General features: G+C 70.9%; 21 protein-coding genes, 1 tRNA gene and 3 pseudogenes. 3 read left to right on the plus strand and 22 right to left on the minus strand.

Annotated elements, in window-relative coordinates:
- Positions 1 to 9: 9 nt before the first annotated feature.
- Complete coding sequence (locus tag ACWDEN_RS31675; RefSeq protein ID WP_351600793.1) at positions 10 to 774, plus strand: TetR/AcrR family transcriptional regulator; 765 nt, start codon at positions 10 to 12, stop codon at positions 772 to 774.
- Here the strand turns inward: ACWDEN_RS31675 and ACWDEN_RS31680 are convergent.
- The 6 genes and pseudogenes from ACWDEN_RS31680 to ACWDEN_RS31705 form a co-directional block, all read right to left on the minus strand.
- A pseudogene (locus tag ACWDEN_RS31680) lies at positions 775 to 882 on the minus strand (PPOX class F420-dependent oxidoreductase); the annotation flags it as partial.
- An 89-nt stretch (positions 883 to 971) separates the two neighbouring features.
- A pseudogene (locus ACWDEN_RS31685) lies at positions 972 to 1,079 on the minus strand (PPOX class F420-dependent oxidoreductase); the annotation flags it as partial.
- Between the two features lie 89 nt (positions 1,080 to 1,168).
- Complete coding sequence (locus ACWDEN_RS31690) at positions 1,169 to 1,639, minus strand: PPOX class F420-dependent oxidoreductase (RefSeq protein ID WP_351600790.1); 471 nt, start codon at positions 1,637 to 1,639, stop codon at positions 1,169 to 1,171.
- 9 nt (positions 1,640 to 1,648) lie between these two features.
- Complete coding sequence (locus ACWDEN_RS31695; protein ID WP_351600787.1) at positions 1,649 to 2,470, minus strand: YceI family protein; 822 nt, start codon at positions 2,468 to 2,470, stop codon at positions 1,649 to 1,651.
- 93 nt (positions 2,471 to 2,563) lie between these two features.
- On the minus strand, positions 2,564 to 5,137 hold the full coding sequence (locus ACWDEN_RS31700; protein WP_351600784.1) for an MFS transporter: 2,574 nt from the start codon (positions 5,135 to 5,137) through the stop codon (positions 2,564 to 2,566).
- 13 nt (positions 5,138 to 5,150) lie between these two features.
- Complete coding sequence (locus ACWDEN_RS31705; RefSeq protein WP_351600780.1) at positions 5,151 to 5,657, minus strand: MarR family winged helix-turn-helix transcriptional regulator; 507 nt, start codon at positions 5,655 to 5,657, stop codon at positions 5,151 to 5,153.
- Between the two features lie 207 nt (positions 5,658 to 5,864).
- On the opposite strand from ACWDEN_RS31705, the gene ACWDEN_RS31710 reads away from it, so the two are divergent.
- Entirely contained in the window at positions 5,865 to 6,062 is a 198-nt protein-coding gene (locus tag ACWDEN_RS31710) for a hypothetical protein (RefSeq protein ID WP_351600777.1), read from the plus strand.
- Positions 6,063 to 6,078: 16 nt separating this feature from the next.
- Here ACWDEN_RS31710 and ACWDEN_RS31715 read toward each other — a convergent pair whose 3' ends face one another.
- From ACWDEN_RS31715 to ACWDEN_RS31755, 9 genes are all read right to left on the minus strand, one after another.
- Positions 6,079 to 6,636: a hypothetical protein gene (locus ACWDEN_RS31715; RefSeq protein WP_351600774.1), complete on the minus strand. Its 558-nt coding sequence runs from the start codon at positions 6,634 to 6,636 to the stop codon at positions 6,079 to 6,081.
- A gap of 248 nt (positions 6,637 to 6,884) precedes the next feature.
- On the minus strand, positions 6,885 to 7,823 hold the full coding sequence (locus ACWDEN_RS31720) for an RNA polymerase sigma factor SigF (protein ID WP_351600771.1): 939 nt from the start codon (positions 7,821 to 7,823) through the stop codon (positions 6,885 to 6,887).
- A gap of 326 nt (positions 7,824 to 8,149) precedes the next feature.
- A complete protein-coding gene (locus ACWDEN_RS31725) occupies positions 8,150 to 9,010 on the minus strand; it encodes an RNA polymerase sigma factor SigF (protein ID WP_351601196.1) in 861 nt (286 codons plus the stop codon).
- Positions 9,011 to 9,184: 174 nt separating this feature from the next.
- Positions 9,185 to 9,478 (minus strand): Dabb family protein, encoded by a 294-nt coding sequence (locus ACWDEN_RS31730; RefSeq protein WP_351600768.1) that lies wholly within the window; start codon positions 9,476 to 9,478, stop codon positions 9,185 to 9,187.
- Positions 9,479 to 9,488: 10 nt separating this feature from the next.
- Complete coding sequence (locus ACWDEN_RS31735; RefSeq protein WP_351601193.1) at positions 9,489 to 9,668, minus strand: hypothetical protein; 180 nt, start codon at positions 9,666 to 9,668, stop codon at positions 9,489 to 9,491.
- A gap of 155 nt (positions 9,669 to 9,823) precedes the next feature.
- Positions 9,824 to 9,908 (minus strand) — tRNA-Ser (locus ACWDEN_RS31740).
- Positions 9,909 to 9,953: 45 nt separating this feature from the next.
- Positions 9,954 to 10,385, minus strand: coding sequence for a tRNA adenosine(34) deaminase TadA (gene tadA / locus ACWDEN_RS31745; protein ID WP_351600765.1), 432 nt, complete (start codon positions 10,383 to 10,385; stop codon positions 9,954 to 9,956).
- Between the two features lie 56 nt (positions 10,386 to 10,441).
- On the minus strand, positions 10,442 to 10,981 hold the full coding sequence (locus ACWDEN_RS31750; protein WP_351601190.1) for a tRNA adenosine deaminase-associated protein: 540 nt from the start codon (positions 10,979 to 10,981) through the stop codon (positions 10,442 to 10,444).
- 316 nt (positions 10,982 to 11,297) lie between these two features.
- The gene (locus ACWDEN_RS31755) at positions 11,298 to 11,540 is read right to left on the minus strand and encodes a hypothetical protein (RefSeq protein ID WP_351601224.1); all 243 of its coding nucleotides are present in this window, start codon (positions 11,538 to 11,540) and stop codon (positions 11,298 to 11,300) included.
- Between the two features lie 128 nt (positions 11,541 to 11,668).
- On the opposite strand from ACWDEN_RS31755, the gene upp reads away from it, so the two are divergent.
- Positions 11,669 to 12,304, plus strand: coding sequence for a uracil phosphoribosyltransferase (upp, locus tag ACWDEN_RS31760; protein WP_351600762.1), 636 nt, complete (start codon positions 11,669 to 11,671; stop codon positions 12,302 to 12,304).
- Between the two features lie 40 nt (positions 12,305 to 12,344).
- Here upp and ACWDEN_RS31765 read toward each other — a convergent pair whose 3' ends face one another.
- The 7 genes and pseudogenes from ACWDEN_RS31765 to tnpA form a co-directional block, all read right to left on the minus strand.
- Entirely contained in the window at positions 12,345 to 12,983 is a 639-nt protein-coding gene (locus ACWDEN_RS31765) for a LytR C-terminal domain-containing protein (RefSeq protein ID WP_351600760.1), read from the minus strand.
- A 106-nt stretch (positions 12,984 to 13,089) separates the two neighbouring features.
- Positions 13,090 to 13,386 (minus strand): type II toxin-antitoxin system VapB family antitoxin, encoded by a 297-nt coding sequence (locus ACWDEN_RS31770; protein ID WP_004943146.1) that lies wholly within the window; start codon positions 13,384 to 13,386, stop codon positions 13,090 to 13,092.
- A gap of 303 nt (positions 13,387 to 13,689) precedes the next feature.
- Entirely contained in the window at positions 13,690 to 13,815 is a 126-nt protein-coding gene (locus ACWDEN_RS31775; RefSeq protein ID WP_351600757.1) for a hypothetical protein, read from the minus strand.
- Positions 13,816 to 13,887: 72 nt separating this feature from the next.
- On the minus strand, positions 13,888 to 14,208 hold the full coding sequence (locus tag ACWDEN_RS31780) for a hypothetical protein (RefSeq protein WP_351600755.1): 321 nt from the start codon (positions 14,206 to 14,208) through the stop codon (positions 13,888 to 13,890).
- Between the two features lie 98 nt (positions 14,209 to 14,306).
- The gene (locus tag ACWDEN_RS31785; RefSeq protein WP_351600752.1) at positions 14,307 to 14,975 is read right to left on the minus strand and encodes an HdeD family acid-resistance protein; all 669 of its coding nucleotides are present in this window, start codon (positions 14,973 to 14,975) and stop codon (positions 14,307 to 14,309) included.
- 129 nt (positions 14,976 to 15,104) lie between these two features.
- Positions 15,105 to 15,716, minus strand: a complete 612-nt coding sequence (locus tag ACWDEN_RS31790) for an HhH-GPD-type base excision DNA repair protein (RefSeq protein WP_351600749.1) — start codon at positions 15,714 to 15,716, stop codon at positions 15,105 to 15,107.
- A 275-nt stretch (positions 15,717 to 15,991) separates the two neighbouring features.
- Positions 15,992 to 16,419: pseudogene (gene tnpA / locus ACWDEN_RS31795) on the minus strand (IS200/IS605 family transposase).
- Positions 16,420 to 16,435: the final 16 nt, after the last annotated feature.

Below are 16,435 nucleotides of genomic sequence, written 5' to 3' on the forward strand. Positions count from 1 at the left end.
GGTGCGCCGGTGGTGAAGGACGCAGGTCGGTCGCCGCGAGCCAGTGTGTGGCTCGAGGCCAGGGCCCGCCGGGGCGGTCGTGGCGGTGGCGGGCAGCCCTCCGGGCTCGACCGTGAGCGGATCACGACCGTGTCCGTGCGGCTGCTGGATGCCGAAGGGCTGGCGAAGTTCTCCATGCGGCGGCTGGCCGCGGAGCTGAACGTCACCGCGATGTCCCTGTACTGGTACGTCGACACCAAGGACGACCTGCTCGAACTCGCCCTGGACGCGGCCTTCGGCGAGCTGGGGCTGCCGGACCCGGACGCCGGGGGTGAGGACTGGCGCGAGCAGCTGCGCGGGCTGGCCACCGAGTACCGGGCGCTGCTGGTGCGCCACCCCTGGCTGTCGCCGCTGGCGGGGCGCTATCTCAACATCGGCCCGAACGCGCTGGCGTTCGCCCGCGCGGTCCAGCGGGTCGTCGGCCGGGCGGGGCTGCCCGCGCACGGGGTTACGGGGGCGATCTCGGCGGTCTTCCAGTTCGTGTACGGCTTCGGCACGATCGAGGGCCATTTCTTCGCCCGGATCGCGGACACCGGGCTGAGCCCCGACGAGTACTACGAGCAGGCCATGGCCCTGGTGACGGAGGCCCCGGGGACCGCCGAGGTCGTCGAGGAGTCGAAGGCCCTCATGGCGGCCCGCGGCGGGGACACGGTCGACGAGATGCTGGACCGCGACTTCGACTACGCCCTGGACCTGCTGATCGCGGGCATCGAGGCGATGGTCGGCCGGGGCTGACTACTGCCCCTCCACCAGCCGCGCCGGAAAGCCCCCGGTGGCCACGGGGCCCCACCGCTGGGGCGTCACGCGGATGATCGACTTGTCCTGCTTCACCATGGCGGCGCGGGCCGCTTCTGTCTGCGTCCCTTGCACTGCTTCGCGGGCTGCGGGGCGCTGCGTCGGACTCCGTCCGCCGGTGGTGTTGAGGGGTGTTGCTAGTCGTCGCTGACCAGCCGCGCCGGAAAGCCCCCGGTGGCCACGGGGCCCCACCGCTGGGGCGTCACGCGGATGATCGACTTGTCCTGCTTCACCATGGCGGCGCGGGCCGCTTCTGTCTGCGTCCCTTGCACTGCTTCGCGGGCTGCGGGGCGCTGCGTCGGACTCCGTCCGCCGGTGGTGTTGAGGGGTGTTGCTAGTCGTCGCTGACCAGCCGCGCCGGAAAGCCCCCGGTGGCCACGGGGCCCCACCGCTGGGGCGTCACGCGGATGATCGACTTGCCCTGCTTCACCATGGCCGCGCGGTACTCGTCCCAGTCCGGGTGCTCGCCGGCGATGTTGCGGTAGTACTCGACCAGCGGTTCCACCGAGTCCGGGGCATCGACGACCTCGGCCGTGCCGTCGATCTGCACCCAGGGCCCGTTCCACTCGTCGCTCAGCACGAGCAGGCTCACCCGTGGGTCGCGCCGGGCGTTACGGGTCTTGGCCCGCTCGGGGTAGGTGGACACGACGATCCGGCCCGAGTCGTCGACCCCGCAGGTCAGCGGGGAGGCCTGCGGCCCGCCGTCGGCGCGGCGCGTGATGAGCAGAGCGCGGTGGCGAGGCCTGACGAAATCCAGCAACTCGTCCAGCGATACGCGCGTGTTGGTAGCGATGTTCGGTGCCATGCCTGCACCCTAGACCGCGGGCAGGGAATCTCCCTGCACCGCCTGGATGTCCAGTTCCACCTTCAGGGTCGTACCGATCGCCGCGATGCCCGCCTGGAGGACCTGGTTGTAGTTCATCGCGAAATCCTCCCGCCGCAGCTCCGCCGTCGCGCGGAACGCGGCCCGCGTGCCGCCCCACGGGTCGGCGCCGGTGCCGAGGTAGGCGAGGTCCAGGTCGACCGGGCGGACCACCCCGTGCATGGACAGCTCGCCGTGGACCGTCCAGCGGTCGGGGCCCGACCGGGTCAGGTCCGTCGAGCGGTAGGTGATCTCCGGGTGCCGCTCGACGTCGAGGAAGTCCGCCGACTTCAGGTGACCGTCGCGCATGCCGTTGCCCGTGTCGACGGACGCGGCCCTGATCACCGCTTCCACACGGGACTTGGTGACGTCGTCCGGTGCGATCTCGATCGTGCCGCCGAACTCCGTGAACCGGCCGTGCACGCTGGAGATCCCCAGGTGCTGGGCGACCGCGGCGACGGAGGAGTGCACCGGGTCGATGGTCCAGGGCCCGGGCGGCGGCAGTTCGGTGCCGCCCTGCCGGGCCAGCGTGACCGTGCCGACCTCGGCCCGGCCACTCGCCGTGACGATCGCGGAGGAGGCCGCGGGCGCGTAGCCGACGGCCGTCACGATCACCGTGTACGCCCCCGGCGTCAGCTCGGTGGCATCCCGTACGGCGCCCTCGGTGTCCGCCTCGGCGCGCAGCACCTGCGTACCGGTCATGTCGGTCACCGTGACGACCGCGTGCGACACGGCCCACCCGTCCCGCGTGCGGATCTTCGCGGTCAGTCCCATCCCGTTTTCTCCCTGCAAAGCCTTGCACATTGGTCGTATGAAACCGGCCCGTGGCGCACACCTGACGGATGTCTGCCACGGGCCGGGGATGAACTACTCGCCGGGGTGGGCGAGTTCGAGGTCGTGGCCGTCGACCCCGGTGCCGGCCACGGTCAGGGCCGTCGCCACCGGCGGGTAGCCCGTCGCGATGACGGTGTACTCGCCGCTGTCCAGGTCGGTGAAGGCGTACGCCCCGTCCGAGCCGGTGGTGGCGGTGCCGACCACGTTGCCCGCCTGGTCGACGAGCGTCACGCGGGCGTCGGCCAGCGGACCGTGCGGGGCCCTGACGACACCCTGGAGGCGGGCGCCGGCGTCCAGGTCGACCTCGACCCGGGTGAGGCCGGTGGCGCCGATCTCGACGGGCACGGCGCGCGGCCGGAACCCGCTCGCGTTGACCGCCAGGGTCACCGTGCCCGGCACCAGGTCGGTGAAGGCGAAGTCGCCCTGTTCCCCGGTGCCGGCGGTGGCCAGCAGGTCGCCGCGCACATCGGTGACGATCACCATGGCGTCCTTGACCGGCAGCGCGCTCCCGGCGGCCCGGACTACGCCGGTCAGCCCGCTGGTGCCGCTGAGCAGGATGTCGTACGACAGCGGCTCCTCGCCCACCACGACGGTGGAGGCCTGCGGCTGGTAGCCGTCGGCGGAGGCGATCAGGACGTACGACCCCGTGCCCGGGGCGTCGACGGAGTAGGAGCCGTCGGCCTGGGCGACCGCGCGGCCCAGCTGGCGGCCGGACAGCGAGATCAGGGTGACCGCGGCCTGCGGGACCGGGGCGCTCTCGGCGCCGCGGACGAAGCCGTGCACCGGGGTGCCGCCGCCCGCGCCCGGGCCGGGCTCGGCGATCGTCGCGACGGCGGTCGCCGCCGGCTGGGCGGCCGTGGACGGGGCCTCGAAGGTGTCCGGGACGACGGGGGCGGCCCAGCTGGGCATCTGCTTCTGCACGGGCTCCTGCACGGCGTTCTCCACAGTGGTCACATCGGTCGCAGTGGTCTCCACGGGGGTGGCGGCCGGGTCGGCGACGGGGGCCGCACCCTCGGCGGCCTGCGCGAGCGCGCCCTTGGTCTTCAGCGGGACCTCCTTGATGAACAGCGTGATCAGGAAGGCGACGGCGGCGAGGCAGCCGGCGATGAAGAAGACGTCGGCGATGCCGTGGCCGTAGGCGCTCTCCAGCAGCGTCCGGATGGGCGCCGGCAGCTTGCCCATGTCCGGGATGCTGTCGGTCGAGCCCGAACCGCCGGCCAGGGCGGCCTGGTACCTGGGGCTCAGGGCGGAGATGCCGTCCTGGACGTAGTGCGTGATCCGATGGGACATCACAGCGCCGAGCGCCGAGACGCCGACCGCACCGCCGAGGGAGCGGAAGAAGGTGACCGTGGAGCTGGCCGCGCCGAGTTCGGAGGGCGCCACCTGGTTCTGCGTGGCGAGGACCAGGTTCTGCATCATCATGCCGATGCCGAGACCCAGCAGCGCCATGAAGATCGCCATCTTCCAGTACGCGGTGTCGTACCGGATGGAGCCGAGGAGGCACAGGCCGGCCGTGACCAGGACGCCACCGCTGACCAGCCAGGCCTTCCAGCGGCCGGTGCGGGTGATGAACTGACCCGAGACGGTCGAGGAGACGAACAGACCGCCGATCATCGGGATGGTCATGACGCCCGACATCGTCGGGGACTTGTCGCGGGCCAGCTGGAAGTACTGGCTGAAGAACACCGTGCCGGTGAACATCGCGATACCGACGAACAGCGAGGCGAGGGACGCCAGCGTGATGGTGCGGTTCTTGAACAGGCGCAGCGGGATGATCGGCTCGCTCGCCTTGGACTCCACGAGCACGAACAGCGCGCCGAGCAGGATCGAGCCCGCGACCATCGTGTAGGTCTGCCACGACAGCCAGTCGTACTTGTCACCCGCGAAGGTGACCCAGATCAGCAGCAGTGAGACGGCGGCGGAGATGAGGAAGGCACCGCCCCAGTCGACCTTCACGTCACGCTTTACCACCGGCAGGTGCAGGGTCTTCTGCAGCACGATCAGCGCGATGATCGCGAAGGGGACACCGACGTAGAAGCACCAGCGCCAGCCCAGCCAGGAGGTGTCGGTGATGACACCGCCCAGCAGCGGGCCGCCGACGGTGGCGACGGCGAACGTGGCGCCCAGGTAACCGGAGTAACGGCCGCGCTCCCGCGGGGAGATCATCGCGGCCATGACGATCTGCGCCAGTGCGGACAGACCGCCGACGCCGATGCCCTGCACCACGCGGCAGGCGATGAGCATGCCGGCGTTCTGCGACAGACCGGCGGCGGCCGAGCCCAGGACGTAGATGACGAGGGCTATCTGGACGAGTGCCTTCTTGCTGTAGAGGTCGGCGAGCTTGCCCCACAGGGGAGTGGCCGCCGTCATCGACAGCAGGGCGGCGGTGACCACCCAGGTGTAGGCGGACTGACCGCCACCGAGGTCACCGATGATGTGCGGCAGGGCGTTGGAGACGATCGTGGAGGACAGGATCGCCACGAACATGCCGAGCAGGAGCCCGGACAGGGCCTCCATGATCTGCCGGTGCGTCATGGGGGCGTGCTCCGCGGAGCCTCCCCCGTGCTTGGCGTGAGCCCGCACACCGGCTGGTGTGGTCGTTGCCATGGGCTTCCTTCTCTTACGTGCTTGCGGGTGTACGGGTGGTCTCTTCGATCACGGGAGCGGCCACGGAGGCCGGGAGCCGGAACTGGGTGGCCCGGCAGTCGCCGAAGGACTCGCGCAGGCGGGTCATCAGCCGGATCAGCTGGGCCACCTCGTCGTCGGTCCAGTCGGCGAGCCGCTCGGCCAGCAGATGCGTGGTCCGCCGGGACAGCTCGTGCAGCTGCTCCAGGCCCGCGGGCGTCAGGCGCAGGATGCGCGAGCGCTTGTCCGCAGGGTCCGGGTGCCGCTCGATCCAGCCGCGCGCGGCGACGTGCGCGACATGCCGGCTGGTGACCGACATGTCGACGGCGAGCAGCTCCGCGAGCTTGCTCATGCGCATGTCTCCGTGGCGGCCGAGCAGTGTCAGCACGGCGGCCGAGCCGGCCGGGCAGTGGGGCGGCAGCATCCGCCCCAGATCCCGTTTCACGGCTCCGACGGCACTGAGCTGACGCACCAGCTCTTCGAACTGCGCCTGCTCGGCCATCACACCTCCCTAATTCGTTGCTTGAGGCAACCGTAACACCTGTTTGGTTGCTGCAGGCAAATAAACGGAGGTGTCGCGGCGCAAAAACTTGGCAAAGGCAAGTATGGTGAGCGTAAATGCCCAGGTAGGTGCGGGTGAGGTGCCCCTGTCTGTCCCGGTGGCCCCCCACTTGGGCGGCACGGCCCGTCTTCGCTAAGGTCTCGGGCCATGGCTAACACCCAGGGCCCCCAGGGCAACTACGACCCCGCCGGCAACACCCAGATGTTCCGCGCGTTCGTCGACGAGGCCCCCCAGGGCCGCCAGCAGCAGGCCGCGGCCTCCTCCGGCCCGCGCGTGGGCGTGATCATCGGTGTCATCGTGGCCCTGGCCGTGGTGGCCGGTGTCGCCTGGCTGGCGCTGAAGTAACGCACGCGCGCGGCGATCACTTCCACCGGACGGACACGTCCCGCGTCTCGATGTGCATGCCGAGCGGCACGCGCCAGGCGTCGACGCACACCGTCCAGGTGTGGTCCTCGTGCGCGCGCGGGGCGATCGGCACGGGGAGGTCCACCGTCGAGTCGACCGTCCCCCAGTCGATGCCGAGCGCGCCGATGATGTGCGTCCCGAAGGCCACCGAGCCCGAACGCACCGCCGTGCCGCCGGAGTTCCCGAAACCGACGGTCACCTTCTGGCACCAGCGCTGATCCGCCGGCTCGGTCGTCGGGGCGCCCCAGGAGAGGTCGGCGGGGGTGGGGGGCGTGCTGCCGCCGGGAGCCGGGCCCGGGGGTGCGGCGGGTGGCGCCGTACGACCGCCTGGGCCGCCGCTTCCTCCTCCGCCGGCCGGGCTCGGGGTGCCGGGGGAGGCGTCGCCGCTCGGGGCGGTGGTGGTCTGCGCCGGGGCTCCCGAGGAGTCGGTACTGGGTGAAGGTGCGGCGTTTCCAGGGGAGTTGCCGCCACCCCGACTGCTGCTCCGCGCCCCGTCGAGGGGCACCAGCGTCACGGACCCCGTCGGACTGACAGCGCCCGGCCCGTGCTGTCCCGAGCCGACCGCGACATATCCGCCGCCCGGGCCATGGCTCCCGCACGCGGCCGACACCCCGCCCAGGACGACGACGGCCGCCGACGCTGCCGTAACGGCGCCTCGGCGGCCACGTGTCCATGTCGTCGTACGAAGCATCGGGCCATGGTGACTGACGCACCGTCAGATAGGAACCCCTCGGGGGGGCCTTCTGCACGGCCCGCTGAGCGCTAGTCCGAGATCAGGCCCTCCCGCAGCTGCGCCAGCGTCCGGGTGAGCAGCCGCGAGACGTGCATCTGGGAGATGCCGACCTCCTCGCCGATCTGGGACTGGGTCATGTTGGCGAAGAAGCGGAGCATGATGATCCGGCGCTCCCGGGGCGGGAGTTTGGCCAGCAGGGGCTTGAGGGACTCGCGGTACTCCACGCCCTCCAGGGCCGTGTCCTCGTAGCCGAGCCGGTCGGCGAGCGAGCCCTCGCCGCCGTCGTCCTCGGGGGCCGGGGAGTCCAGCGAGGAGGCGGTGTAGGCGTTGCCGACCGCGAGGCCGTCGACCACGTCCTCCTCGGAGACGCCGAGCACGGCGGCCAGCTCGGTCACCGTCGGGGAGCGGTCCAGCTTCTGGGACAGCTCGTCGCTGGCCTTGGTGAGGGCCAGGCGCAGCTCCTGCAGGCGGCGCGGGACGCGCACCGACCAGGACGTGTCCCGGAAGAACCGCTTGATCTCGCCGACCACCGTCGGCATCGCGAACGTCGGGAACTCCACGCCCCGTTCGCAGTCGAAGCGGTCGATCGCCTTGATCAGGCCGATGGTGCCGACCTGGACGATGTCCTCCATCGGCTCGTTGCGGGAGCGGAAACGCGCGGCCGCGTAGCGGACCAGCGGCAGGTTCAGCTCGATCAGGGTGTCCCGGACGTAGGCCCGCTCGGGGCTGTCCTCGTCCAATGCGGCGAGCCGCAGGAACAGGGAGCGGGACAGGGTGCGGGTGTCGATGTCTCCCGAGGCCGGCGGCGCCGGGAGGTCGGCGGCCGCCGGGGCGGGCGGGGCCGGCACGGCATCGAGGGCCGTGACGCCCTCGATCCCGGCAAGGACGTCGAGAGCGTCGAGCTCCTTGGGTGCTGCCTCGCCGGTCGCGGGCGTCAGCACCTTCGAGCTGCCCTGTTCTGCGGACATGCCACCCCCTTTGGGTCGCGGGACGGTCGTGGCGGCGTCGTTCTTGCGAGCAACGCAGCCTTCACCTGAATACCGGCGCCGAAGGCCCGGCAAACGCGTCTCCCGCAGAATGTCACATGTCGGCAACACGCTGTAGTGACATGTCGACATGTGAGAAGTGAATCGGCCCTGGAAAGACGGGGTCTGACGCTGTTTGAGGACCCAACTGTCGGCATCTGCGCTGGTGGGCGATTCGCTCTCGACGGTGATGCATCGATCGGGCTTGCGATGCAGGGGTGATCCCTGGTGTGCTTCTGTGCGCCCGCTGTGCTCCGCCTCGAGCGCTTCTATGCGTCGATGCGATTCGCCGAGCGCAGCCGCTGGAAGCTGCGGGCGAGAAGGCGGGAGACGTGCATCTGGGAGACGCCGAGTTCCGCGCTGATCTGTGACTGGGTGAGATTGCTGTAGTAGCGCAGCAGAAGGATTCTCTGTTCGCGCTCGGGGAGTTGCACGAGCAGATGCCGGACCAGGTCGCGGTGTTCGACGCCGTCCAGGGCCGGGTCCTCGTAGCCGATCCGGTCCAGCAGTCCGGGCAGCCCGTCGCCCTCCTGCGCGGCCTCCAGCGAGGTGGCGTGGTACGAGCGTCCCGCCTCGATGCAGCTCAGCACCTCGTCCTCGCTGATCCTGAGCCGCTCGGCGATCTCGGCGGTGGACGGGGAGCGGCCGTAGAGCGTGGTGAGGTCCTCGGTGGCGCTGTTGACCTGTACCCACAGCTCGTGCAGCCGGCGCGGCACGTGGACCGTGCGGACGTTGTCCCGGAAGTACCGCTTGATCTCGCCGACCACGGTCGGCATGGCGAAGGTCGGGAACTGCACACCCCGGTCCGGGTCGAACCGGTCGATGGCGTTGATCAGGCCGATGGTGCCGACCTGGACCACGTCCTCCATCGGCTCGTTGCGGGAGCGGAAGCGGGCGGCCGCGTAGCGCACGAGCGGGAGGTTCGCCTCGATCAGCGCCCCGCGCACCCGGTGGTGCTCCGGCGTGCCCGGCGTGAGGTCCTTCAGCTCGGCGAACAGTACCTGGGTGAGGGCTCGGGTGTCGGCGCCGCGCCGCTTCTCGGGGGCCACGGGAGCGGGGGCGGGGGCGGGCGCGGGGGCGGGCGCGGCCGACTCCTCCTGGGGCGGCGCAGTACTGGCCGACACGGTCAACGCCACCTCTTCATCGCTCAATCATCGGTCAAAAGCGGTCATAGCATCACAAGACATGTGCACGCTGTGCAAGCACCGGATAACGCCGTGTTGTGTGCAAACATCGACAAGTTGGGGCTTAAGACGCACGAAAGCCCCCCGCCGTTGCGGCCGGGGGCTCCGGAGCGGAAGTGGTCAGAATTCGTAGTCGGCGATCACCCACGTGGCGAACTCGCGCCACAGCGCGACGCCCGCCTGATGGGCCGGGTGCTCCAGATAGCGCTTGAGGGCGTCGGTGTCCTCGACCGCCGAGTTGATCGCGAAGTCGTAGGCGACCGGCCGGTCGCTGATGTTCCAGGCGCACTCCCAGAAGCGCAGCTCCTCGATCTGGCCGCCGAGGGCCCGGAAGGCCGCCACGCCCGCCACGACCCGCGGATCCTCGCGCTCGACGCCCTCGTTGAGCTTGAACAGGACCAGGTGGCGGATCATGGGGTGTACCTCAGTTCTTTCCTCCGTTGGCGACCCACGTCATGAAGTCGCCCACGGCCTTGGCCGCGTCCGATATGCCCTCGAAGACTATCTGGACGTAGTGGGCGGCCTTGGGTGGGTCTGTGATGATCACGTACAGCGCGAAGACCACGAGCACGTATACGGCGATCTTCTTGGCGTTCACCGCCACCGCGGCCTCCCCTGTCCGTGCGCCCCTGCTGCCGGCCGCGAGTGTAACCTTCACGCCCTTTTCCGGGACCAACGGCCCGCCGCGCGGGGTCTTTTGCCGGACCCGTACCGATATGACGCGAAGGGCCCCGTCTTTCGACGGGGCCCTTCCTCGAGCGGTAGCGGAGGGATTTGAACCCTCGGTGACTTGCGCCACACTCGCTTTCGAGGCGAGCTCCTTCGGCCGCTCGGACACGCTACCGAGGGAGACCTTACAGCACCGAGGGGCGTGCTCCGAAATCGGTATTCACCGGTCCCGGAAGAACTCGGTGAGGACACGGGCGCACTCCGGCGCGAGAACGCCCTCGACGACCTCCGGACGGTGGTTGAGCCGCCGGTCGCGGACCACGTCCCACAGCGAGCCCGCCGCGCCCGCCTTGTCGTCCCGGGCGCCGTAGACGACCCGGTCGAGGCGGGACTGGACGATCGCGCCCGCGCACATGGTGCACGGTTCCAGGGTGACCACGAGCGTGCAGCCGGTCAGCCGCCACTCCCCGAGCAGGGCGGCGGCCCGCCGGATCGCGAGGACCTCCGCGTGGGCCGTGGGATCGCCGGTGGCCTCGCGCTCGTTGTGCCCGACGGCGAGCACCGTCGCACCGTCCGGGGACAGCACGACGGCGCCGACGGGCACGTCCCCGCCCCCGACGGCCCGTCCGGCCTCGGCCAGGGCGAGTCGCATCGCGGCCCGCCAGCGGTCGCGTACCGGGTCCGGTGCGTCGGCCGGGTCCCGGGCGGTCAGCGGACGGTCTCCAGCACCTCCGAGGCGCCCAGGGCCTCGGCGATCGCGCCCAGCGCGTCCTCGGCGTCCAGCGAGCGCAGCTCCTTCTCGCTGATGCCCAGGTCGTCGAGGATCTGGCTGTCGCCCACCGGGCTGTGCGGCACGGCGTCGGCGGCGGTGCCCTCCTCCTCGTCGTCCTCGTCGGACTCGGACTCGCCGTCCTCCGTTCCGTCGAGGTCGAGGGAGTCCAGGTCGGGGCCGTCGTCGGCACCCGGCTCCCGGCCGAGCAGTTCGTCGGTCAGCAGCAGCTCGCCATAGGCGCTGCGCTGGGCGGCGGCCGCGTCCGAGACGTAGATCCGCGGGTCGTCCTCGCCGTCCACGCGGACGACGCCGAACCACGCGTCCTCCTGCTCGATCAGCACGAGCACCGTGTCCTCGTCGGGAGAGGCTTCCCGGGCCAGGTCGGCAAGATCCGACAGGGTCTCAACATCGTCGAGCTCTGTGTCGCTCGCTTCCCACCCGTCTTCGGTGCGCGCGAGCAGTGCGGCGAAGTACACCGTGACTCTCCCACTGGTCATAGGCGTGCCGGTTGGGGGTCCCCCCGGCGGAGGTACTTGGGCGGAGAGAGCTGGGCTCCGAGCCCCACCCACTCGGAATCGTGGCAGAAACAAGGCCGTCAGGGGACGTCTTCGGCGCCCTGTGTCTTGTCAGCCACCTGCGGATCGTACGCGGCTTTTCCAGGCGCTCACGCACGCCCACCTCGCAAACGCCGGTGTGCGCACGGATCTTCCTCGCCCAGGAGTTCCCCACCGGGTCCTGCCCCGAGAGGATTTCCCCGGACGATTCCCAGGAGTGTTCCTCCCCTCGGTCGGTCTACCAGCGGAACGTCCGCATGCGCATCTCGTGCCGCAGCCGGGCGGCCTTGGCGCGCCGCGGCTGGACCCGGGCGCGCAGCTCACGGGCCTCGGCGAGGTCACGCAGGAACCGGGCGCGGCGGCGCCGGCGCTCGGCGTCCGTCTCCGGTACCGCGGCACCGCGCAGGGAGGGCTCTCCGGCGCCCCGGGTGACCTCGGCGTCCCCGGGCGCGCTCTCAGGAAGGTCAGGAAGGTCGGGCACGTCTCACCACCCCGGTTCCGTCCCTCCACTTTCCCTCGTACGGCCGCTTCGACGCCAGGGCCGGAAGGGGGGCTCGGTCGCGGGTACGCCGGGGCGGGCGGGGGCCCGGGCGCGGGTACCGTTAGGGCATGCGTCTCCACGTCGTCGACCACCCCCTGGTCGCCCACAAGCTCACCACGCTGCGCGACCAGCGCACCGACTCCGCGACCTTCCGGCGGCTCGCCGACGAACTGGTCACCCTGCTCGCCTACGAGGCCACGCGGGACGTGCGCACCGAGGCCGTCGACATCCGCACGCCGGTCGCGCAGACCACCGGCGTCAAGCTCGCCCGCCCGCGCCCGCTGGTCGTGCCGATCCTGCGCGCCGGCCTCGGCATGCTGGACGGCATGGTGCGGCTGCTGCCGACCGCCGAGGTGGGCTTCCTGGGCATGATCCGCAACGAGGAGACGCTGCAGGCCTCCACCTACGCCTCGCGCATGCCGGAGGACCTCTCGGGCCGCCAGGTGTACGTCCTGGACCCGATGCTGGCCACGGGCGGCACGCTGGTCGCGGCGATCCAGGAGCTGATCAAGCGCGGTGCGGACGACGTCACCGCCGTGGTCCTCCTCGCCGCCCCCGAGGGTGTCGCGGTGATGGAGCGGGAGCTGGCGGGGACGCCGGTGACGGTCGTCACGGCGGCCGTGGACGACCACCTCAATGAGCACGGGTACATCGTGCCGGGGCTGGGCGACGCCGGGGATCGCCTTTACGGGGCTGCTGAGTAGTTCTGCGCCCGTGGGGGTGCTGGTCGATCGCCCCTTTGGGTCAGCACCCCTTCCTGGTGGAAGGCGCCGACGTCGCGGCAGGCGCGGTCAGCTTGGTCAGTGCCTGGTCCGCCGCCGCAGGCTGCACCAGGCCCTTGAAGGCGTCGCCGAGGATGAGGTCGACGTCGGTGCCCTTGCGGTTGTCGGCGCGCTGTTCGGTGCCGGTGAGCTGGGCGGCGAGCACCGGCAGCGAGGTGTTCTGGGCGGCGGCGGGACCGAGGAGCATCCCGGCGCTCTTGACCTTCTTGTCGTACGCGCCGGGCGCGTTGCCCACCGCGCCGATCCGGAAGCCGCGCTTCTTCAGCTCGTCGGCGGTGGACTTGGCGAGCCCGGTGCGCGCGGTGGCGTTGTAGACGTTCACGGTGATCTGGGCCGGCTTCGGCAGGGACTTCACCTGGGCGGCCGTGTCGGCCTTGGGGCGGCAGTCGGTCTTCGGGCCCGACGCCGTGCTCTTCTTGGTGCCGCCGGTGAAGACGTCGATGAGCTGCAGGGTGCCCCAGCCGAGCAGGCCGAGCACGGCGACGGACGCCACCACGGCGGCCACGAGCCTGGCGCGTCGGCGCGGCGGGCGCATCCGAGGGTATTTGTCCCCCGTGATCCGGTACTTGCCGCCCATGCCAGGGGGAGTCAGCATGCTCATGGGCGCAGCGTAGTGCGCCTGGGCGGCGCTGCCTATCTGATGATCAGTCGATGCCGCTCAGCGGAACCCGAAAGGGTCAAGGGGCCGGTGGCCGTGTCGCGCCGGGTCAGTCGAGCTCGAGCACGCGTGCGTGCAGCACCTGGCGCTGCTGGAGGGCGGCGCGGACCGCGCGGTGCAGCCCGTCTTCCAGGTAGAGATCGCCCTGCCACTTCACGACGTGCGCGAAGAGGTCGCCGTAGAACGTCGAGTCCTCCGCCAGCAGGGTCTCGAGGTCGAGCTGCTGCTTGGTGGTCACGAGCTGATCGAGGCGGACCGGGCGCGGCGCGACGTCCGCCCACTGCCGGGTGCTTTCCCGGCCGTGGTCGGGGTACGGCCGGCCGTTTCCGATGCGCTTGAAGATCACACGGAAAGCCTACCGGTCAAGACCTTCCGGGCGCAGCCATGGCGGCCGAGTGGGGCACCTGAAAAGATGCCGCAAATGGAGCATATGCGCCGCTATCGGGATTCCAGGCGCAGGGCATGGCGGAGTTCTTCGGGGGACCCGAGTCCGACACGGCGGATTTCCTCCATATGGCGGAGGACCGGTATGCGGATGGCGGAGGACCGGTATGCGGCCCCAAGAGCAGCCGCTTCCCTTCGGCTTCCCTTCGGCTCCCCCTTCGGCACGGCCCGGCGGAGGCGGTGGCCCGCCCCCGCCGGGCCCGGTTCAGCGGTCGTCCCGGTTCTCGGGCGGCCGCTGCGGTTCTTCCTTCCGTTCCGGCTCGGGCGTCCTCGCCCGCCGGGCCTCCGCGCGCAGCAGGGCGCGCAGGACGGCGTAGGGATCCATGGGCATGGCTGTCTGCTCCTTGCTTCTGACTGACCTGTGACCAGCCCTTGACGGGCCTCTCGCGGGGACGCGGGTCTGTCAGCAGCGCAGGACCACGGTGCGGAGCAGGGGCGCGGCGCACGACTCCCGGGGCGTGCCGGCGCGGGGCCGCACCGCCGGCCGGGCGGGCGCCGGGTCGGGGAGGGGTGCGGGGCGCTCGGGTACGTCGGCCCGGTGGAGGGTCGGGGCGGGCGGCCGCAGGAGCATGTCGAGGACGTCGTGCTCGAAGGTCTCGGCGGACGCGCCCAGCGCGGGGGCCGCCTGGGCCTGCACATGGGCGCCGGGCACCCACAGGGCGAGGAGCAGCACGAGCACCCGCAGCCAGGTACGGCTCCGGGGAACGCTCGCGGTCCTGCTCACGTCGGGTGTGTCCCCGGGGCGGGCGGGGGGTGACGCACGCCGGGCCCGAGATCCGCCCGCACGGCGTACGGGCGGGAGTCCGCGGTTGACGCCGCCGCTCACACCGTGCGGGGGACCGCCCCGGCGCGGCTCCGGATGCCGAACGCGGTGACGATCTCCCCGATCCCCACCGCGACCAGCCAGATGCCGGCGACCAGGGTCAGCACGGCGACCGACCGGAACGGCGAGTCGATGAGCACGATCCCGGCGATGAAGGTGACCACCCCGAGGAAGATCTGCCGGCCCCGGGCGGGCATCCGCGCGTCGTGCAGGGCGGCCAGGGTCTGGGTGATCCCCCGGATCAGCCAGCCGATGCCGATCCACAGGGCGAGCAGCAGGATCGACTGCATGGGCCCGCGGAAGCAGAACAGGCCGAGCAGGATGGACAGGGCGCCGCTGATGAACGCCAGCACGCGCAGCGAGGTCGCCCGGTGCGTGCCGAACGCGGCGACCAGCTGGAAGATGCCGCTGATCAGGAGGTAGATCCCGAACAGGACGCCGGCGGCGACCAAGGAGGCGCTGGGCCAGACGAGCACCAGGACGCCGAGGATCAGTGAGGCGGTCCCGGTGACCATGACCACCTGCCAGGCGGCCCGGGACAGGGCGTGCAGGGGGCCCTCGAACGGCGGCTCGGGCTCACGGTGTTCGCCCGGCGGCGTGGTGGCATGGACGTTCCGGTCGTCGTACTCACGGCCCCACTCCGGACCGCTGTTCGGTGCCTCGGTCATGGTCCATGCTGCGAACGGCGGAAGCGGGGCGGCCACCAGGAAGAGGCCGGTCGGGTGAAGCGGCCGGCCGGTGAAGAGGCCGGTCGGTGAAGAGGCCGGTGGGTGAAGAGGCCGGTCGGGTGAAGCGTTCTACCGGCCCGGCTTGCCGGAGGCCTTCGCCGCCTTGGCCGCCGCCTTCATCTCCTGTTTGTGCGCCCGGACCTTGGCCAGCGACTCGGGCCCGGTGATGTCGGCCACCGACCGGAAGGACTCGCGCTCGCCGTACGCCCCCGCGGCCTCACGCCAGCCCGTGGGTGTGACGCCGAGCTGCTTGCCGAGCAGCGCGAGGAAGATCTGGGCCTTCTGCTTGCCGAACCCGGGCAGGTCCTCCAGCCGCTTCAGCAGCTCCAAACCGGTCGGCACGCCCCGCCAGACCGCCTCGGCGTCCCCGTCGTAGTGCTCGACGAGGTACTGGCACAGCTGCTGGACGCGCTTGGCCATCGAGCCCGGGTAGCGGTGCACGGCCGGCTTCTCGGCGAGCAGCGCGGCGAAGGCCTCCGGGTCCATCGCGGCGATGTCGTGCGCGTCGAGATCCCCGGCGGGCGCGACGCCGAGCCGGTCGGCGATGGTGCGGGGCCCCTTGAACGCCCACTCCATCGGGACCTGCTGGTCGAGCAGCATGCCGGTGAGTGCGGCGAGCGGGGACCGCCCGAGCAGCGCGTCGGCGTCGGGGTCCTGGGCGAGGTGCAGCGTGACGTCCATGCCTCGATGATCGCCCGGCGGCACGCACGGCGCAGCCGGGGTGGTCCGCAGGCCCTTCCTTACGCGCCTCGCGTACGATCACTTTCCAAGAAAATTAGGCAAGGCTAACCTAAAGAGGCCACCGAGACGTACCGCGACGCCTGGGGCATCCCCATCTACCTTTGATCTTGTGCAGTGCTCCGCCCTTCAGGGCGGAGGTGAAGCGCATCTCAGGGCTGCTCTGGCCTCGGCTGTGAGCGCGGATCCGCGCTGTTGACCCGCGCTCACGACGGCCGTCACACGGGGCGCTGCTGGTTCTCGATGTACTGGCGAACGGCGGTCAGCGGCGCCCCGCCGCAGCTTCCGGCGAAGTAGGAGCCGGACCAGAAGCGGCCGCCCACAGGTAGCGGCGGACGTGAGCGTCGTACTCCTGCCGCAGGTAGCGGGAGGAGACGCCCTTGAGGGAGTTGACCAGCTTGGAGAGCTGGACTTTGGGCGGGTAGTGCACGAGCAGGTGGACGTGGTCCTCTTCGCCGTTGAACTGCTTCAGTTCAGCCTCGAAGTCCTCGCAGACCTCTCGCATGATCTCTTCGCAGCGCGTCAGCATCTCGCCTGTCATGGCCCTGCGCCGGTACTTGGTGACAAACACCAAGTGGACATGAAGGTTGTGCACAACATGTCGGCCCGTGCGTACATCGGGATTTGGATTCCAGCGTGGCGACATGAACCAAATGCTGCTG

This window comes from Streptomyces sp. NPDC001153, assembly GCF_053598315.1.